The organism is Microbacterium sp. SLBN-146 (assembly GCF_006715145.1).
In the GTDB taxonomy this organism is placed as follows: domain Bacteria; phylum Actinomycetota; class Actinomycetes; order Actinomycetales; family Microbacteriaceae; genus Microbacterium.
Genome location: NZ_VFMR01000001.1, coordinates 2,663,892 through 2,681,349, shown reverse-complemented (window position 1 = coordinate 2,681,349; position 17,458 = coordinate 2,663,892). Strand labels below are relative to the sequence as shown.

The following is a 17,458-nucleotide window of genomic DNA, read 5'->3' as shown; positions in this document are numbered from 1 at the left end:
TACTCCGTGACTTGCATGTGGCGATAGTAGCGGGGAGACGAAGGTGCGATGACGCCAGTGCGAAAACTGTAGTCCGTGTCGACATGTCTGCATTTCTAGTGCAGGAACCTCCACTTGGTCGGGCGCGATCCGCAGGGCGCCTCACTGAGGAGGAGGCCCCTCTCCGCGATCGTGTCGATGAGGCGGGTATGCCCGCGCGGGTAGGCCTCCTCGACCCCGCCCGCGAGAAATGCGACGGTGAGAGCATCGACGGCGAGGGCTGCTCGATGCGCGCTCCCATCGATGCCGTAGGCGGCGCCCGACACGACAGTTATGCCGCTGGAGCCGAGTTCGGTCGCCAACTCGCCCGCGACACGATCGCCGTAGGCGGTCGACGCGCGCGCACCGACGATCGCCACGCCCACCGGCGACCTCCGGAGAGCGTCCGTGTCGCCCCGGGCCCACAGGGCAACGGGTTCGTGGTCGCCGAGGTCAGCGAGCGAACGCGGCCAATCCGCGTCTTCGGGGATCACGAGTCGGACACGGGTGCGCCCCGCGACAGCCAGGGCGTCGCTCACCCCGCCCTTCTTCAACCGCGGTATCCAGCGCTCACATCCCCGCTTCAGGTCGTCCGAGTCCATCGCCGGCGGACCACTTCCCGCCGCTGCTGCTACGACGACGCGCAACGCTTCGACGGCTCCCAGAGCGCCGATGAATCTTCCCGCGACGCCGTCGCCCGGCTCCACGAGGGCGCTCCAGATCGCGCGTGCGTATCGGACGACGACGGTGGTGTCGTCGTCATCGACAGCGAGACGGCCGAGGGACTCACGCGCGGTCCGCGGTGTCATGTCGATCTCGATCACTCCCCTGCACCTCTCTTGAGAAACAGCGCGCGTCCGACGTCGTCGATGGACAATTGGGGGCGCTGAGCCAGATCGGCGAGCGACCAGGCGAGTCGAAGAACCCGGTCATATCCCCGGAGCGTCAGCGATCCACGCTGAAGCGCGACATCGAGCGCACGTCGGACGGTCGGCGACGGCGCGCTCGGACCATCGCGCAACCACGTCCCCGGCACCTCCGCGTTGAGCTTCCACGGCGTGCCGGCGAGGCGTGCAGCGGAATGGCGCCGCGCTTCCGCCACGCGTGCACGCGCCTCCGCGGTCGACGTGGGCGCGGCGTGGCCGACGCGGTCGGCCACCGAGACCCGCGCGAGATGGAGTTCGATATCGATGCGATCCAGGAGGGGGCCGGACAGCCGACCCAGATAGCGTCGGATGGCCATCGGCGTGCACACGCACGTGCCGCCGCGTACTCCGTAGTTGCCGCAGGGGCACGGGTTCGTCGCGAGGATGAGCTGGAATCGAGCGGGGAAGAGCGCTGAGAACCCGGTCCGGTGAATCTCGATCGTGCCGTTCTCGAGCGGCTGACGCAGCGCATCGAGGGCCGAAGTCTGGAACTCGCCCGCTTCGTCGAGGAAGAGCACGCCTCCGCTCGCTCGAGCGATCGCACCGGGCCGCACCGACCGCGACCCGCCTCCGACGAGTGCGGCGACGCTGACGCTGTGATGCGGAGCTTCGAAGGGAGGCGTCCGCGAGAGATCAGTGACGGCATGACCCGCGAGTGAACGAATCGATGCGCAGGCCAACGCATCAGCGTCGTCGAGATCGGGGAGGATGCCGGGCAGGCGGCGTGCGAGCATCGTCTTCCCGGCGCCGGGCGGACCGGACATCAAGAGGTGATGGCCGCCGACGGCTGCCACGACCAGCGCCTCGACGGCTTCGGGCTGGCCCACGACGTCGGAGAGATCGACGCGGGGCGGCGCCGGCACAGGCTCGGCGTTCAGCTGGACGGCATCGACATCGTCGACCACGACCTCCGCGCCGTGCAGTGCCGCGACGGCAGCGAGGCTCGCCGCTCCGTGAACCTCGATCGTGTCCACGAGGCTCGCCTCTTCGAGGTTCGCCAGTGGCACGACGACTCGGCGCAATCCTGCGCGTGCTGCAGCGACGACCGCCGGGAGCACCCCCGGTACCGGCCTGAGCCGTCCGTCGAGGCCCAGCTCACCCACATGCGCAGTGCTCATGAGCGAAGCCGCATTCCACGTGCCCTCCGTCGCAAGCGCAGCCACGGCGATCGCGACGTCGAACCCCGATCCGTGCTTCGGCAGGTTCGCGGGCGAGAGATTGACGGTCAGCTTTCGTCGAGGGAGCTCGAGGCCGCTGTTCGCGGCCGCGTTGTGGACGCGCTGCGCCGCTTCGCCGAGTGCCTTGTCAGCGAGTCCGATGATCCGGAAATCGGGTTGCTGGTTCGAGAGATCGGCCTCGACCTCGACGAGGTGTCCATCCACGCCGCTCAAGGCGACGGACCACGTACGAGCGAGGCTCATCGCAGTTCGAGATCCGGGAGCATCTCGACGCGGGCTGTTGCGGGCTCCGGTCCGAGGACTCCGATCGCCGCGAAGCGCAGGCGTCCATAGCTGACAGAAGTCCGATGCTCGGCGATCCACGCCATCGCCAATCGCCACAGGCGGGCGCGCTTGACGGCATTGATGGCCGCGAGCGGATGGCCGAAGTCCTCACTGCGGCGGGTCTTGACCTCGACGACGACGAGATCGCTCCCGAGGCTCGCCACGATGTCGATCTCGCCGGCGCGACACCGCCAGTTGCGATCGAGAACGGTATAGCCGAGGTCCTGAAGGTGTCGAACGGCGCGGTCTTCGCCCGCGCGGCCCAGTTCGTCTTTTGCTGCCATGTGCCCAGCGTGGGCGACGGCCTACTTCTGGTGCGGCAGCTTCTCGACATCCGTGGAGGACACGGCGGTGAGGCCCCGCTGGGGAGGAGAAGACGACATCAAGAGTCGAGTGAGAGTTCCTCGGGGAGGTGGAAGTCGCGCCGTGACAGTTCCTCGACGTTGACGTCCTTGAACGTGAGCACGCGAACGCTCTTCACGAAGCGATCGGCGCGGTAGATGTCCCATACCCAGACGTCCGTCATCGAGATCTCGAAGTAGAAATCGTGCTCCGTGTCGCGCCGGACGACGTTCACCTCGTTCGCGAGATAGAACCTCCGCTCGGTCTCGATCACATACTGGAACTGCGACACGACATCGCGGTACTCCTTGTACAGCGCCAGCTCGAGCTCGCGGTCATAGTCCTCGAAGACGTCGTCATCCATGGTTCATCCATCCTAGATCGCCCACGTCGTCAGAAGAGGGTCGGGGCGTCGGCGATGGCCCAGGACGCCCGGTGGTGCGTGCTGAGTCCATGGGAGCGGATCGCGTCGCGATGCGTCGCGCTCGCGTATCCCTTGTTCCGTTCCCACGCGTACACGGGCTCTTCGGCATGCAGGCGCGTCATGAGGTCGTCGCGCGCGACCTTGGCGATGACGGATGCCGCGGCGGCGCTCGCACAGTCGCGGTCGGCCTTGACGACAGGGCGCACACGGAGTCCCTCCGCTCCGGCCGCCGTGATGTAGTCGTAGTTGCCGTCGAGGATCACGATGGCGTCCTCGGTCACGATGCCGTGGGCACGGAGATCCGCGAGAGCGCGGATCGTCGCAAGCCCCAACGCGCGCATGATGCCGATCTCGTCGATCTCGGCTGAACTCGCCCATCCGACGGCGCTCGCTGAGACCCACGATGCCGCGCGCGCGGCGACATCGGCACGCCGCGCTTCGGGCACGAGCTTCGAATCGCGGAGTCCCTGCGGTATCCGCTTCCGGGATCGCTGAGCATCGATGACGGCCGCCCCGACGGCGACGGGGCCCGCCAAGGCGCCCCGTCCGACCTCGTCGCACGCGATGACGAGGGAGTGATCCTTCAGAAGCCGGCGCTCCAGGGTGAGCCGGGGATCCGCCACCGTCACGGGCCGGCGCTCTCCGCTTCGGGGTCGGGCACACCGGCGAAGACCTCGTGGTGGAAGTCGAGGAGTCCCCAACGGTCGAAGGGCCAAGTGACGACGAACGCACGCCCGACGACGTTGTCGACGGGGACGAATCCACGTCCGGGCTGATCGGTGTTGTAGCGGGAATCCTTCGAACGATTCCGATTGTCCCCGAGCACCCAGAGGCTTCCCTCGGGTACCGTCACGTCGAATGCGTCGGCGGACGCCGGGCTGCCCCCGGGGAGCTTCGTGTACGACGTCTCGTCGATCGCGACGCCGTTCACCGTGATCTGGCCGAGGTCGTTGCAGCACACGACGTGGTCTCCCGGCAACCCGATGATGCGCTTGACGAGGTGGTCGTCACTGTCGGGAGCCGTCAGGCCCACGAGAGAGAGCACCCAGTCGACCGCCTCGACGACGGGCGCTCGCTCCGGCCGGTTCGATGGCGGAAGCCACCCGCCCGGGTCACGGAAGACGACGATGTCGCCCCGCTCGTACGCCCCGAATCGCGGTGTCAGCTCGTCGACGAAGATGCGATCATCCACCATGAGCGTGTCCTCCATCGACCCCGAGGGGATGTAGAACGACCGGATCACGAACGTCTTGACGAGGAACGACACCAAGACCGCGATGAGCACGATCACGACGACGTCGCGCAGGAAGATGAGCCATCCCCGACTCCTGCTCGGCGTCTCTGCCATCAGGGTCGAGGTGGGCGCCGGCTCAGGGGCCGCCGACTGCTGCGTGGTCATGGGTTTCCTTCGGAGACGGGATCCACCGTCCATCGGTGATCCCACCCCCCAAGGTTCGCACATGGAAGCTCGGACGACGGGCACGACGGTGTGGTTCACGCGGCGGGTCGGAACGACCCTGCACGCACGAATGCCCCGGACCTCAGTCCGGGGCATTCTCGAAAGCGCGTCAGTTGTCGCGCTTCTCCTTGATCTTGGCCTTCTTGCCGCGAAGGTTGCGCAGGTAGTAGAGCTTGGCGCGGCGGACGTCACCACGCGTCACGACCTCGATGTGGTCGATGACGGGGCTGTGGACGGGGAACGTACGCTCCACGCCGACCTGGAAGCTGATCTTGCGGACCGTGAAGGTCTCGCGCACGCCATCACCGGAGCGACCGATCACGACGCCCTGGAAGACCTGGATACGCGAGCGGTTGCCCTCCGTGATGTTGACGTGCACCTTGACAGTGTCGCCGGGGGCGAAGACGGGGATGTCGGAACGCAGCGATGCTGCGTCGACGGAGTCGAGGATCTGCATGATCGTCTCTCTCTGCGACCGCCACAGGTCGACCGCGGGAAGAAGTGAAATGGAAGTGGTGCACCCGATGTCACCGGACGGATCGCGGCGAGCGGACTCCCCTGAGGCAGAGCCGGGTCAGGGCACAAAGATCTATTCTGCCATGCCGGCGCGGGCTCGCAAAACCAGAACGGATGGGAGGGCTACGGCGCGGACCGCTCCCGACTTTCCGTGATGACGATGATGTCATCCGGTGTGCTCCGAGCTGGCTCCGGCGCCGGAGCCGGGATGTACCCGAGGCCTTCTGTCGTACGGAGGACGAATCGCGAGGGCCGTGCCTCACTCCACAGCTGCCAGAACTCCAGCCACAGCAGTCCGACGCCGACAGCCATGGCTGCGACGAACAACGGGGCCCACCACGTCGGGTTGAAGAATCCCAGGGCGATGACGAGTGCGTGCCAGATCGCGAAGGCTCCCACATCCCACCAGGACACGGCGCGTTCGGCACGAACGGTGCCTCGGGCGCGCACGAGGAGTGTGAGAATCACCTGCCACACGAAGATGCCGGGAATCGCGAAGAAGACCCACAGGAGCGCCCAGCCTCCGGCACCGGTGACGATCCAGCCGACCAGCATCCACAGGGGGAGAACGAAGGCGGCCGGGATCAGCCACCAGAAGAACAATCGCCGGACCACCATGTGTCAGATGTTACGCCTGCCGGAACGGGTCGGCACGGCGTGCGCGGGCACCCGCGGCATCCTCCCAGGTCGCCCGGAACCGCCCGGGTCGGAGAGAATGGAGAGCTGTCAGAGAGGAACCACCATGATCGAGCTGCGCACTCCCGCCGAGATCGACGCCATGAGGCCCGCGGGCCGCTTCGTCGCGGAGACTCTCGCGACCTTGCGCGACGAGACCACGGTCGGCACCAACCTCTTGGCGATCGATCGGCGCGCGCACGACCTCATCCGCCGTGCCGGCGCAGAGAGCTGCTACATCGACTACCACCCGTCGTTCGGGGCCAGCCCTTTCGGCAAGGTCATCTGCACGTCGATCAACGACGCCGTTCTCCACGGACTCCCCTTCGACTACTCCCTGCGGGATGGCGACCTCGTCACACTCGACTTCGCCGTCTCGGTCGACGGCTGGGTCGCCGATTCGGCGGTGTCCTTCATCGTGGGTACCCCGCGGGATGAGGACCTCGCTCTCATCGACACGACGGAGCGCGCTCTCGATGCCGCGATCGCCGCAGCAACGGTCGGAAACCGCATCGGCGACATCTCCCACGCGATCGCCGGCGTCGCACACGCCGACGGCTACCGGATCAACACGGACTTCGGCGGACACGGTGTCGGACGCGAGATGCACGGCGATCCCCATGTCCCCAATGACGGCAAGGCCCACCGCGGCTACCCGCTGCGCGCGGGGCTCGTGCTCGCGCTCGAGCCGTGGTTTCTGCAGACCACCGACGAACTCGTGACCGATCCTGACGGATGGACGCTGCGCTCGGTCGACGGCTCGCGCGGTGCCCACTCGGAGCACACGATCGCCATCACGGCCGACGGCCCGATCGTCCTGACGGATCGGTCCTTCCTCGGGGTCCACTGACGCGGTCTACGGAAGCGTCTCCGAGGCGCCCGAGCCGACGACGTGGACGCGCACGTTGTTCGTCGTCCCCGCACGGCCGGGAGGAGCGCCCGCCGTCATCACGACGCGATCACCCACTTTCGCGAGTCCTTCACGCAACAGGACGTCGTCGATGATCTCGATCAGCTCGTCGGTCGACTCTCCGCGCGGCACGAGGTACGTCTGCACCCCCCAGATGACGGTGTTGCGCGCACGCGCACCGGGGAGATCCGTGAAAGACACGATGGGAACCGGATGCCGCAGCCGTGACATCCGACGAGCGGAATCCCCGGACTGGCTGAAGACGCAGACGTAAGAAGCGTCGACGAATTCCGCGATGCTCGCCGCGGCGAGGGTCAGGGCACCCCCCTGCGTACGAGGCCTCGTCCCGAGCTCCGGGATGCGGTCGAGCCCCTGGCGCTCGGTCGACTCGATGATCCGCGCCATCGTTTCGACGACCGCGACGGGGTGCGCGCCGACGCTCGTCTCGCCGGAGAGCATGACGGCATCCGCACCGTCAAGAACCGCGTTCGCGACATCGGACGTCTCGGCCCGAGTGGGCACGGGATTCTCGATCATCGACTCGAGCATCTGCGTCGCGACGATGACCGGCTTCGCCCATCGGCGCGCCAACTCGATCGCTCGCTTCTGAACGACGGGGACGCTCTCGAGCGGCAGCTCGACGCCGAGATCTCCGCGCGCGACCATGACGCCGTCGAACGCATCGATGATCTCCTGCAGATGCGTCACGGCCTCGGGCTTCTCGATCTTCGCGATGAGTGGAAGATCTCTTCCCTCTTCGGCCATGATGACGCGCGCCCGGTGCACGTCGCGCGGACTGCGCACGAAGGAAAGAGCGACCATGTCCGCGCCGCGGCGGAGCGCCCACCGGAGATCCTCCTCGTCCTTCGGGCTCATCGCCGGCGTCGTCACAGCGACTCCGGGGAGATTCATCCCCTTGTTGTCGGAGACTTCGCCGCCGACGACGACCTCGGTGACGACGCGCACCCCATCGGTCGCCCGCACGCGGAGGCGCACCTTTCCGTCATTGACCAGGATCGTGTCGCCCGGCGCGACATCGGCGGCGAGATGTGGATACGTCGTCCCGACGATCTCCTTGGTCCCGACGACGTCCTCGGTCGTGATCGTGAACTCGTCTCCCGCTTCGAGCGTGTGCGGTCCATCGGCGAACCGGGCAAGCCGGATCTTCGGCCCCTGAAGATCCACGAGTATGCCGACCGCCCGACCCGTCGAGTCGCTTGCGCGGCGGACGTGCGAGAACAACAGATCGTGCGCGTCGTCATCGCCGTGGCTGCGGTTCAGCCGTGCGACGTCGAGACCCGCTCTGACGAGAGCCTCGACGACGTCGTAGTCCTGCGTCGCCGGGCCCAGGGTGGCGACGATCTTGGCGCGGCGCATGCGGACCTCCTCGAGGGTGTGGTCCCACTCTGGCCCATGACGGACGGCTACCGATGTCACTGACGTGACGATGTCGTGACGGATCCGCGCCATCGACGCGCGATCGTCAGTCGAGGAGATCCGGTCGACGCTGTTTCGTCCGCTCGAGCTGCTGCTCGTGCCGCCACTCGGCGACCTTGCCGTGGTGTCCGCTGAGAAGCACATCCGGCACGTCGTAGCCGCGCCAGGAAGCGGGCTTCGTATACGACGGATACTCGAGCAATCCGTCCTCGTGAGACTCCTCGACGAGACTCTCGGGGTTGCCCACGACGCCCGGAACGAGCCTTCCGATCGCCTCGATCATTGCCATGGCGGCCACCTCGCCGCCGTTGAGCACGTAGTCACCGAGGCTGATGAGGCGCACCTCCCCCAGCGTCGCGGCGTAGGAGAAGACGCGCTCGTCGATGCCCTCGTACCTTCCGCATCCGAACACGAGGTGCGGAGAATCGGCCAGTTCGCGCGCCGTCGACTGTGTGAATCGCTCCCCCGCAGGCGACGGGAAGACGAAGACGGGTCTGCTGTCGGCATCCGCGGCGATCGCATCGAGTGCGAGCCCCCACGGCTCAGGAGTCATGACCATTCCGGCCCCGCCCCCGTACGGAGTGTCGTCCACCGTGCGATGCCTGTCGTGGGCGTGGTCGCGAAGATCATGAACCCGCACGTCGAGCAGACCCCGACCGCGGGCCTTGCCGAGCAGAGACACCTCGAGGACGTCGAAGAACGACGGGAAGATCGTGACGACGTTGATGCGCATCGTGTCGGTCCTAGCGGGACTGGTGCTCGCGGACATCCGACGAGGCTGATGCATCGGTCTCGTCGTCGACGGCCTCCGACTCCCCGTCGAGGTCTGCGGTGGACTCGGCATCGGGCATGTCGTCCTCGGCCGGCAGGTCTTCGAACAGCCCGGCGGGCGGGGTGACGAGCACTCGTCCCGCGCGTACATCGACTTCGGGCACGATGGCCTTCACGAACGGAACGAGCGTCTCGCGCTCATCCTCGGCTCGGACGACGAGGAGATCTTGCGAAGGCAAGTGGTCGACACGGACGACACGACCGACGACGACGTCATCGCGCACGACGTCGAGTCCCACGAGCTGGTGGTCGTACCACGCGTCTTCTTCGTCGGGGGCGGCTGCGGCGTCCTCGTCGATCCAGAGAATGGCGCGCAGAAGCTCCTCAGCGGCGCTGCGATCGTCGACGCCCTCGAAGAAGACGACGGCGTGGCTGTTCATCCACCGGAATTCACGGACGGTCAACGACTTGCCGTGCCACGGCGAAGAGTCGGGAACCTGCAGCGTGAACGTCGCGCCCGGCACGAAGCGGCCGTCGGGATCGTCGGTATAGAGCTCGAGCTTGAAGGCGCCCTTGAGGCCGTGCGCCTTGACGAGGCGCCCGACGCGCAGCTGCGCGCGTCCTGTGGGCGCGGAGGGACGAGGTGCACGGCCATCGCCGCCCACCGATTCGACGGCGGCCATCAGTCGTCGGCGACGTCGACGCGGACGCGGCGCCCGTCGGCGAGGGCTGAGATCAGCGTGCGAAGTGCTTTGGCCGTGCGGCCGCCGCGCCCGATGACGCGACCCCGGTCGTCGGGGTGCACATGCACCTCGAGGACGTCACCGCGCGGTGACGTGGACGACTGGATGCGGACGTCGGCAGGGTGATCGACGATCCCCTTGACGACGTGTTCGAGCGCGGCGGCGAGCAACGGCTTACTCTGCGTCGGTCTCGGCGGCGGGCTCGCTGGCTTCAGCGGGCTCGTCGGCCTTCTTCTCGGCCTTGGGCTGGACGACAGACTTCTTCGACGAGTCGACCTCGAACGGGACCTTCTCGGGAGCGGTCTTCACCGTCGAGACGGCGTTCTCGTCGCCCTGGAACCGACCCCAGTCGCCCGTGAGCTTGAGCAGGGCACGCACCTGCTCGGTCGGCTGAGCGCCGACTCCGAGCCAGTACTGCGCACGGTCGGAGTCGACCTCGATGAACGAGGGCTCCTCGGTGGGGTGGTACTTTCCGATCTCTTCGATGACACGACCATCGCGCTTGGTACGCGAGTCGGCCACGACGATGCGGTAGTACGGCGCACGGATCTTGCCGAGACGCTTGAGACGGATCTTTACAGCCACGATTCTCCTGAAACGAGTGGAAGTGAATGAACGTCGCCTGGAGCGTGGGGTGCACACCCGGCGGAAGCTCTGGAATGGACGAGGTGCTGGATTAGAGGGTCGAGCACCGGCATCCGACCCTCTATTCTGCCAGATGACACGGCCTGTCGCGAAACCGTGAATCGCGCCGGGTCGCGTGCGAGACTTGCCGGATGACGGAGGCCTTCGCCACTTCTGCCCGCTCGTCGGTCGGTGTCGAGTGGGAATTGATGCTGGTGGATCCCGAGAGCGGCGAACTCGTCGGGCGAGCGCCCGAGATCATCGACGCCCTCGCCGACCGCTTGGAGCATGAGCGCCATACCGTCACGAGCGAGCTGCTGACGAACACCGTCGAGGTGACAAGCGGCATCGGCGACACGGTCGCCGCCGCGATCGACGATATCGCCGACGCCATCAGCGCCGTGCGCTCCGTGAGCGATCCGCTCGGCGTCGAGCTCATGTGCGCGGGAAGTCACCCCTTCGCCCAGTGGTACGACCAAGAGGTCACGGATAAGACGCGCTACCACAAGCTCATCGAACGCACCCAGTGGTGGGGGCGGAACATGATGATCTGGGGCATTCATGTGCACGTAGGCGTGGAAGACGTCAACAAGGTCTTCCCCATCATCAACGCGCTCGCGACGTATCTGCCGCATATGCAGGCGATCTCGTCGTCCAGCCCGTTCTGGGCGGGCGAGCGGACCGGATACGCGTCGAACCGGAGCCTCGTGTTCCAGCAGCTCCCGACAGCCGGTCTCCCCTGGCCGCTCACCGATTGGAGCGAGTTCGAGGACTATCTCGAAGACATGGCGCGCACCGGTGTGATCGAGGACTCCTCAGAGGTGCGCTGGGACATCCGCCCGGCGCCCAGGTGGGGGACGATCGAGGTGCGGGCCTGCGACGGCATGTCGACGCTTCCCGAACTCGCCGCCCTGGCAGCGCTCGTGCAGGTGCTCGTCGAGCACTTCTCCCGCGAACTCGACGAAGGCCGCACGCTCCCCACGCTGCAACCCTGGTTCGTGCGCGAGAACAAGTGGCGCGCCGCGCGGTACGGGCTCGAGGCCCGCCTCATCGTCGACGCCGACGGAACCCAGCGGCTCGTGACCGACCATCTGCGGGAGACGGTCGACCGTCTGGCCGACGTCGCCGCCGAACTGAAGTGCGCTCGGGAGTTCGCGGGTCTCGACGCGATCCTCACGCAGGGATCTTCGTCCACACGGCAGATGCTCGTGGCGGATGCCGCGGACGGCGACCTCCGCGACGTCGTCCAGCACCTCATCCGCGAGTTCCGGGCAGGGCCCACGCTACGCGAGCACTTGGCCAACCTCGCGACCTGACGCGGCCTCGGCCGCGGAAAGCACTCAGCCCCGGCCGAGCATCTTCTGCAGCTCGGCGAGATCTGCTTCGCTCGGCGCGCCCTTCGCGCCGCCGAGTCCGAAGCCCGATCCTGTCGGCGTGGAAGAAGCCTGAGCCGCGATGCCGGCGTTCTCGGCCGCACGCTTGGCGGGATTGCCCGAACGCGAGCCCTTCGCCTTCGGCTGCTTGCCGCGCTTCGCCGACGCTCCGGGACGCGACCCCGGGATGGGCCCCATGCCCGGGATGTTGGGGGTGCCGCCACGCGCGACGGTCTTCATCATCTTCGCAGCCTGATCGAAGCGCTGGACGAGCTGATTGACCTCGGTGACCGTGACACCCGATCCCCGTGCGATACGCAGGCGCCGCGATCCGTTGAGAACCTTGGGGTTCCGGCGCTCGACGGGCGTCATAGACCGGATGATCGCCTCGGTGCGACCGATCTCGCTCTCGTCGAAGTCGTCGAGCTGCTGCTTCATCTGGCCCATGCCCGGCAGCATCCCGAGCATCTTCTTCATCGAGCCCATCTTCTTGAGCTGCTGCATCTGCTCGAGGAAGTCTTCGAGGGTGAAGGTCTCGGTGGCGAGCTTCTCGGCCATCTTCATGGCTTCGGCCTCGTCGAAGGCCTCCTGCGCCTGCTCGATGAGGGTGAGAATGTCACCGAGGTCGAGGATGCGCGAAGCCATCCGGTCGGGGTGGAAGGCCTCGATGTCGTCGAGTCCTTCACCGGTCGACGCGTAGATGATGGGGCGCCCTGTGACGGAGGCGACCGAAAGTGCGGCACCACCGCGCGCGTCGCCGTCGAGCTTCGACAGGACGACACCGGTGAAGTCGACGCCGTCCTGGAACGCCTTCGCCGTGTTGACGGCGTCCTGTCCGATCATGGCGTCGATGACGAAGAGCACTTCGTCGGGGTCTGTCACCTTGCGGATGTCAGAGGCCTGCTTCATCAGCTCCGCGTCGACACCGAGACGGCCCGCCGTATCGATGATGACGACGTCGTGCTGCTGGCGGCGAGCGACCTCGACACCCTCGCGCGCGACGCGGACGGGATCGCCCACACCGTTGCCGGGCTCGGGAGCGTAGATCGCCGCGCCCGCGCGCTCGGCCACGACCTGGAGCTGGTTGACCGCGTTGGGACGCTGGAGGTCGGCGGCGATGAGGAGGGGCGTGTGCCCGTCCTTCTCGAGCTGACGCGCGAGCTTTCCCGCGAAGGTCGTCTTACCCGAGCCCTGGAGGCCCGCGAGCATGATCACGGTCGGCGGGTTCTTGGCGAACTGGAGGCGGCGCTGCTGTCCGCCGAGGATCGCGACGAGCTCTTCGTTGACGATCTGGACGACCTGCTGTGCGGGGTTGAGCGCCCGATTGACCTCATCGCCGAGCGCTCGCCCTCGGACCTTGGCGGTGAACTCCTTGACGACGGGGAGAGCGACGTCGGCGTCGAGGAGGGCCCGACGGATCTCGCGGACGGTGCCGTCGACGTCGGCGGGTGTGAGCTTGCCCTTGGTCCGCAGATTGCGGAACGTATCGGTGAGCCGGTCGGAGAGTGTGCCGAAAGTCGCCATGGTGACGATCAGTTTACGCGCCCGGCGCGTCGCCGTCCTCCGACCCCAGCTCTTGGAAGAGCGTGAGCTGCAGATCCGCCGGGCCGCGCAACCGCGCGTTGATCGATCCCCAGGGTGTAGGACGAGCGGATGCTTCGACCTCGGCGCCCCTCTCGGAGAGTCGCGCCGCCGTGGACCTCGCGTCGTCGACTTCGAGCGCGACGCGAAGCCGATCGCTCTGCCCCCCATCGGTCTCGACACGGTCGATGAAGGAGATCTGAGCGAAGTTCGCCAGCTCGAGCGTCGCGCGTCCCGCCTCCAGGATGGCGACGCGCGCCCCGCCGTCGGCTTCGTAGGCGCCGACTTGCGGCATCCCGACCGCGTCGCGGTAGAACGCGAGGGTCCGGTCGAACTCGGGCGCGTGGACGACGAGACGCAACTGCCTCACGGCACCCGGCGGCGTGACGGGCGTCGTGCGCGCCGCGATGGTCGACGCGCGCTGCAGGAAGGAACGGAGCGAGGTGCGGCCCGCACCATCCAGCGCCCACGCCTCGATCGCCGACAGCACCGCTCCTCCCCACGCGGCACCGGCGACTTCGGCCGCCAACCGATCTGCGCCGTCTTTCTGCAGCCGGTCGACGACGGCCCGCGCGACGCGCGCGCGGCGGACGGCGCCCTCACGCGCGAGTTCATCGACGAGCCCCATCGCGGCCGCGTTGACGATCGCGAGCGCCAGTGGATCCGGCGTGAAGCCGGTCGCGAGCTCCGCGACAGCGCGTTCGACGCTCGACACCGGCTCGCTGGCGGACGTCTCGCGGACGTCTCTCTCGAACGCGGTGAGGCGCTCGTCGAGCCCCGCCCACAGCACATCGGACTTCGACGCGAAGTAGTTGAAGAAGCTCGAACGGCTCACGCCGGCGCGAGACGCGATGTCGGCGATCGACGTGTTCTCGAACCCGCGCTCGAGGAAGAGTTCGCACGCCGCGTCGGCAAGCGTCTCGCGCGATGAAGCTCGTGGTCGTCCGGCGCGCGGTTCGTTCGTCACGACTCCACGGTATTGCGCGCGCACCGATCTCGTCACGACGGGTATTGTTGGACTGCGTCTTTCAATACACCGAGAGGGTCGTCATGCTGGACATCCGCGTCGAGGGTCTGAACCCCGACTTCGTGCCGTATCGAGACGGCTGGGAGTTGCAGCGCCGCATCCACGCCGATGTCGTGTCGGGAATCCGCGATGACACTCTCCTGCTCCTCGAGCACGAGGCCGTCTACACAGCGGGGAAGCGCACCGAGCCGCATGAGCGCCCGATGGACGGGACTCCCGTCATCGATGTGGATCGAGGCGGGAAGATCACGTGGCACGGGCCCGGACAGCTCGTCGGCTATCCCATCGTCCGACTTCGAGAACCGGTCGACGTCGTCGCCCATGTGCGGCGCATCGAACAGCTCCTCATCGATGCCCTCCGCGCACACGGCGTCGACGGCTATCAGGTGGCCGGACGCAGCGGCGTGTGGGTGCGACGTCCACTCACCGAGGACAAGGTCGCCGCGATCGGCGTGCGTGTGGAGAAGGGCGTCACTATGCACGGGTTCGCTGTGAACTGCGACAACACACTCGCGGGATTCCGCGACATCGTCCCGTGCGGGATCACCGACGCGGGAGTCACGACGGTGAGCGAAGTGGTGGGCGAGGTCGTGACGCCGCGGGACGTCCTGGACACGATCGCGCGTGTTTTCGAAGCCGAGTACTCGGCGGTCCCCGCATGAGCGCCTGTGGCACGCCCGGATCCGCCCCATCGACGGCTCCGGGAGGACGCAAGCTCCTCCGACTGGAGGTGCGCAACGCCCAGACGCCTATCGAGCGGAAGCCCGAGTGGATCAAGACGCGCGCCAAGATGGGGCCCGAGTACACGGCCCTCCACTCCCTCGTGAAGGACGAAGGTCTCCACACCGTCTGCCAGGAGGCCGGCTGCCCCAACATCTACGAGTGCTGGGAGGACCGCGAAGCCACCTTCCTCATCGGAGGGAGCCAGTGCACCCGGCGCTGCGACTTCTGCCAGATCGACACGGGGAAGCCTGCCGACTATGACACCGACGAACCGCGGCGGGTCGCGGAGAGCGTGCAGCGGATGCAGCTCCGCTACGCGACCGTCACGGGCGTCGCGCGCGACGATCTCGCCGACGGCGGCGCGTGGCTCCACGCAGAGACGGTGCGCCGCATCCACGCCGACAATCCGGGCACGGGAGTCGAGATCCTCGCGACCGACTTCAACGGCGACCCCGCGCTCCTCGGCGAAGTCTTCGACAGCCGACCCGAGGTCTTCGCCCATAACGTCGAAACGGTGCCCCGGATCTTCAAACGCATACGTCCGGCGTTCCGCTACGACCGGTCGCTCGGAGTGCTGACGCACGCGCGGAACGCGGGCCTCATCACGAAGTCCAACCTGATTCTCGGGATGGGTGAGGAGCCCGAGGAAGTCGTCGCCGCCCTGCACGACCTGCATGACGCGGGAACCGACATCATCACGATCACGCAGTACCTTCGGCCCTCACCGCGTCACCTGCCGGTCGCGCGGTGGGTCAAGCCCGCCGAGTTCGTCGAGTTCAAGCAGGAGGCGGAGCGGATCGGGTTCCTGGGCGTGCTTGCGGGGCCTCTTGTCCGGTCGTCCTACCGGGCGGGGCGGCTGTGGGCGCAATCGATGCTCGCGAAGGGTCGCGACATCCCCGAAGAGCTGTCCCATCTGGCGGCGGACATCGCGCAGGAAGGGTTGGCTTTCGCGCAGGCCGTGTGAGGCGTCAGTCCGCGCTCGTCACCGACAGGACATCCCCGTCGGAGTCGAGGTTGACGAGCAGGACCTCGTCGGCAGAATCGGGATCCAGCGCGTACTCCAAGACCGCGAACGGGTCGGCGCCGCCGTGCTCGTCGGCGAGAATCGTCATGCTCATGAACTGGAGCGAGCGGATGATGTCGATCGCGACGTCGCCAGAGATATCCACGAGCAGATCCTCGAGCTCCTCGCCGAGCTCCTCCTGCTGCTGCAGGACGTACTCCGTCACTTCGCTCGTGCGATCGGTGAGTTCGTTCACCATCGCGTTCCGCGCGGAAAGATCGATCGTCTCGAGCGCGCTGATGAGCCCGGCCGCCATGTCGAGCGCAGCCTCGGAGACGTCGTCCTGATCGGGGGCCGTGAGGTCGATCGTCACGCTCTGATCACCGAGTTCGACGTTCTCGGACCAGAAGATGGACCCGTCGGGGCCGGACTCGAGGAGTCCGAAGTAGTCGTGCTCGATCGCCATATCCCCATGAAACCAGCCGCGGGCGTACCGCGGAAGTCCTGGACGGCGCGCCGCCGGATCAGTCGACGAGCGCGGCAGCGAAGACGTGCGGCGTGAAGCCGGTCAAATCGCCGATGCCCTCACCCTGACCGAGGAGCTTGACCGGGATGCCGGTCTTCTCCTGCACCGCCAGAACGAAGCCGCCCTTGGCGGAGCCGTCGAGCTTCGTCAGCACGAGCCCCGTGACACCCGCGTGCTCGAGGAAGGCCTGGGCCTGCATGACGCCGTTCTGTCCCGTCGTGGCATCCAGCACGAGGAGGACTTCACTGATCGGCGCCTGCTTCTCGATGACGCGACGGATCTTCGTGAGTTCGTCCATCAGGCCGCCCTTCGTATGCAGGCGCCCCGCTGTATCGACGAGGACGATCTCCGTTCCCGTCCGCTTGGCGTAGTCGATGGTCTGGAAGGCGACGGATGCCGGATCCTGCCCCTCCTGCTGGGGGCGGACGATCGCCGCTCCCCCACGCTCGGCCCACGTTGCGAGCTGATCGACGGCGGCTGCGCGGAAGGTGTCGGCGGCACCCACGACGACGGAGCGTTCGTAGCGCTGGAGGAACTTCGCGAACTTGCCGATCGTCGTGGTCTTGCCGACACCGTTGACGCCGACGACGAGGACGACGGCGGGGCGCTCGGTGAGCTTGAGCGTCGTGTCGAACTTCGCGAAGTGCTCTTCGAGCGTCTCCTTCAGCATCCGCTGGAGATCACGAGGATCCGTCGTGCGGTAGCGCTCCACCTTGTCGCGCAGCTCGTCGACGATGCGCTCCGTGATGTCGGGACCGAAGTCGGCCGTGATCAGCGCCGTCTCGAGGTCGTCCCACGTGTTCTCGTCGATCGTGGGCTTGACGAACATGCCGCGCAGTGCGCGCCCGAGTGACCATGAGCTCTCAGCCATCCTCACA

21 protein-coding genes are annotated in these 17,458 nt (G+C 67.1%); 4 read left to right on the top strand and 17 right to left on the bottom strand.

The window, feature by feature from the left end; genetic code table 11:
- Positions 1-95 precede the first annotated feature (95 nt).
- The 8 genes from FBY39_RS11890 to FBY39_RS11855 all read right to left on the bottom strand — a co-directional run bounded on the left by FBY39_RS11890 (position 96) and on the right by FBY39_RS11855 (position 5,805).
- The gene (locus FBY39_RS11890) at positions 96-842 is read right to left on the bottom strand and encodes a DNA-processing protein DprA (RefSeq protein ID WP_141932492.1); all 747 of its coding nucleotides are present in this window, start codon (positions 840-842) and stop codon (positions 96-98) included.
- On the bottom strand, positions 839-2,365 hold the full coding sequence (locus tag FBY39_RS11885; RefSeq protein WP_141932491.1) for a YifB family Mg chelatase-like AAA ATPase: 1,527 nt from the start codon (positions 2,363-2,365) through the stop codon (positions 839-841). The genes FBY39_RS11890 and FBY39_RS11885 overlap by 4 nt, the downstream gene beginning before the upstream one ends.
- Positions 2,362-2,730, bottom strand: coding sequence for a YraN family protein (locus FBY39_RS11880; protein WP_141932490.1), 369 nt, complete (start codon positions 2,728-2,730; stop codon positions 2,362-2,364). Before FBY39_RS11880 ends, FBY39_RS11885 begins: the two co-directional genes overlap by 4 nt.
- Before the next feature lie 98 nt (positions 2,731-2,828).
- A complete protein-coding gene (locus tag FBY39_RS11875; protein ID WP_141932489.1) occupies positions 2,829-3,152 on the bottom strand; it encodes a DUF2469 family protein in 324 nt (107 codons plus the stop codon).
- A gap of 29 nt (positions 3,153-3,181) precedes the next feature.
- Entirely contained in the window at positions 3,182-3,841 is a 660-nt protein-coding gene (locus tag FBY39_RS11870; protein WP_141932488.1) for a ribonuclease HII, read from the bottom strand.
- Positions 3,838-4,611, bottom strand: coding sequence for a signal peptidase I (gene lepB / locus FBY39_RS11865; RefSeq protein WP_141932487.1), 774 nt, complete (start codon positions 4,609-4,611; stop codon positions 3,838-3,840). The genes FBY39_RS11870 and lepB overlap by 4 nt, the downstream gene beginning before the upstream one ends.
- A gap of 169 nt (positions 4,612-4,780) precedes the next feature.
- Positions 4,781-5,128, bottom strand: coding sequence for a 50S ribosomal protein L19 (gene rplS, locus FBY39_RS11860; RefSeq protein ID WP_141932486.1), 348 nt, complete (start codon positions 5,126-5,128; stop codon positions 4,781-4,783).
- A 182-nt stretch (positions 5,129-5,310) separates the two neighbouring features.
- Positions 5,311-5,805, bottom strand: a complete 495-nt coding sequence (locus FBY39_RS11855; protein WP_141932485.1) for an MFS transporter permease — start codon at positions 5,803-5,805, stop codon at positions 5,311-5,313.
- Between the two features lie 124 nt (positions 5,806-5,929).
- Here FBY39_RS11855 and map point away from each other — a divergent pair, with 124 nt between their 5' ends.
- The gene (map, locus tag FBY39_RS11850; protein ID WP_141932484.1) at positions 5,930-6,712 is read left to right on the top strand and encodes a type I methionyl aminopeptidase; all 783 of its coding nucleotides are present in this window, start codon (positions 5,930-5,932) and stop codon (positions 6,710-6,712) included.
- Positions 6,713-6,718: 6 nt separating this feature from the next.
- Here the strand turns inward: map and pyk are convergent, their stop codons facing one another.
- From pyk to rpsP, 5 genes are all read right to left on the bottom strand, one after another.
- Positions 6,719-8,149: a pyruvate kinase gene (gene pyk / locus FBY39_RS11845; RefSeq protein WP_141932483.1), complete on the bottom strand. Its 1,431-nt coding sequence runs from the start codon at positions 8,147-8,149 to the stop codon at positions 6,719-6,721.
- 106 nt (positions 8,150-8,255) lie between these two features.
- On the bottom strand, positions 8,256-8,942 hold the full coding sequence (gene trmD, locus FBY39_RS11840) for a tRNA (guanosine(37)-N1)-methyltransferase TrmD (protein WP_141934152.1): 687 nt from the start codon (positions 8,940-8,942) through the stop codon (positions 8,256-8,258).
- Between the two features lie 10 nt (positions 8,943-8,952).
- Positions 8,953-9,663, bottom strand: coding sequence for a ribosome maturation factor RimM (rimM, locus tag FBY39_RS11835; protein WP_141932482.1), 711 nt, complete (start codon positions 9,661-9,663; stop codon positions 8,953-8,955).
- Positions 9,663-9,893: an RNA-binding protein gene (locus FBY39_RS11830; protein ID WP_141932481.1), complete on the bottom strand. Its 231-nt coding sequence runs from the start codon at positions 9,891-9,893 to the stop codon at positions 9,663-9,665. Before FBY39_RS11830 ends, rimM begins: the two co-directional genes overlap by 1 nt.
- 4 nt (positions 9,894-9,897) lie before the next feature.
- Positions 9,898-10,308 carry a 30S ribosomal protein S16 gene (rpsP, locus tag FBY39_RS11825; protein WP_141932480.1) on the bottom strand — a complete coding sequence of 137 codons (411 nt, stop codon included), beginning with the start codon at positions 10,306-10,308 and terminating at the stop codon, positions 9,898-9,900.
- A 191-nt stretch (positions 10,309-10,499) separates the two neighbouring features.
- Here rpsP and FBY39_RS11820 point away from each other — a divergent pair, with 191 nt between their 5' ends.
- A complete protein-coding gene (locus FBY39_RS11820) occupies positions 10,500-11,663 on the top strand; it encodes a glutamate--cysteine ligase (protein ID WP_141932479.1) in 1,164 nt (387 codons plus the stop codon).
- A 24-nt stretch (positions 11,664-11,687) separates the two neighbouring features.
- On the opposite strand, the gene ffh is transcribed toward FBY39_RS11820, so the two are convergent.
- Positions 11,688-13,244, bottom strand: a complete 1,557-nt coding sequence (gene ffh / locus FBY39_RS11815; RefSeq protein WP_141932478.1) for a signal recognition particle protein — start codon at positions 13,242-13,244, stop codon at positions 11,688-11,690.
- A gap of 13 nt (positions 13,245-13,257) precedes the next feature.
- Positions 13,258-14,268, bottom strand: a complete 1,011-nt coding sequence (locus tag FBY39_RS11810) for a TetR family transcriptional regulator (protein WP_141932477.1) — start codon at positions 14,266-14,268, stop codon at positions 13,258-13,260.
- Between the two features lie 83 nt (positions 14,269-14,351).
- Here FBY39_RS11810 and lipB point away from each other — a divergent pair, with 83 nt between their 5' ends.
- Both lipB and lipA read left to right on the top strand, forming a co-directional pair.
- Positions 14,352-14,990, top strand: a complete 639-nt coding sequence (gene lipB / locus FBY39_RS11805) for a lipoyl(octanoyl) transferase LipB (protein WP_141932476.1) — start codon at positions 14,352-14,354, stop codon at positions 14,988-14,990.
- A complete protein-coding gene (gene lipA, locus FBY39_RS11800) occupies positions 14,987-16,015 on the top strand; it encodes a lipoyl synthase (RefSeq protein WP_141932475.1) in 1,029 nt (342 codons plus the stop codon). The genes lipB and lipA overlap by 4 nt, the downstream gene beginning before the upstream one ends.
- Before the next feature lie 4 nt (positions 16,016-16,019).
- Here the strand turns inward: lipA and FBY39_RS11795 are convergent, their stop codons facing one another.
- Together FBY39_RS11795 and ftsY are read right to left on the bottom strand one after the other, a co-directional pair.
- Positions 16,020-16,520 carry a DUF2004 domain-containing protein gene (locus FBY39_RS11795; RefSeq protein ID WP_141932474.1) on the bottom strand — a complete coding sequence of 167 codons (501 nt, stop codon included), beginning with the start codon at positions 16,518-16,520 and terminating at the stop codon, positions 16,020-16,022.
- A gap of 58 nt (positions 16,521-16,578) precedes the next feature.
- Complete coding sequence (gene ftsY, locus FBY39_RS11790; protein ID WP_141932473.1) at positions 16,579-17,451, bottom strand: signal recognition particle-docking protein FtsY; 873 nt, start codon at positions 17,449-17,451, stop codon at positions 16,579-16,581.
- Positions 17,452-17,458: the final 7 nt, after the last annotated feature.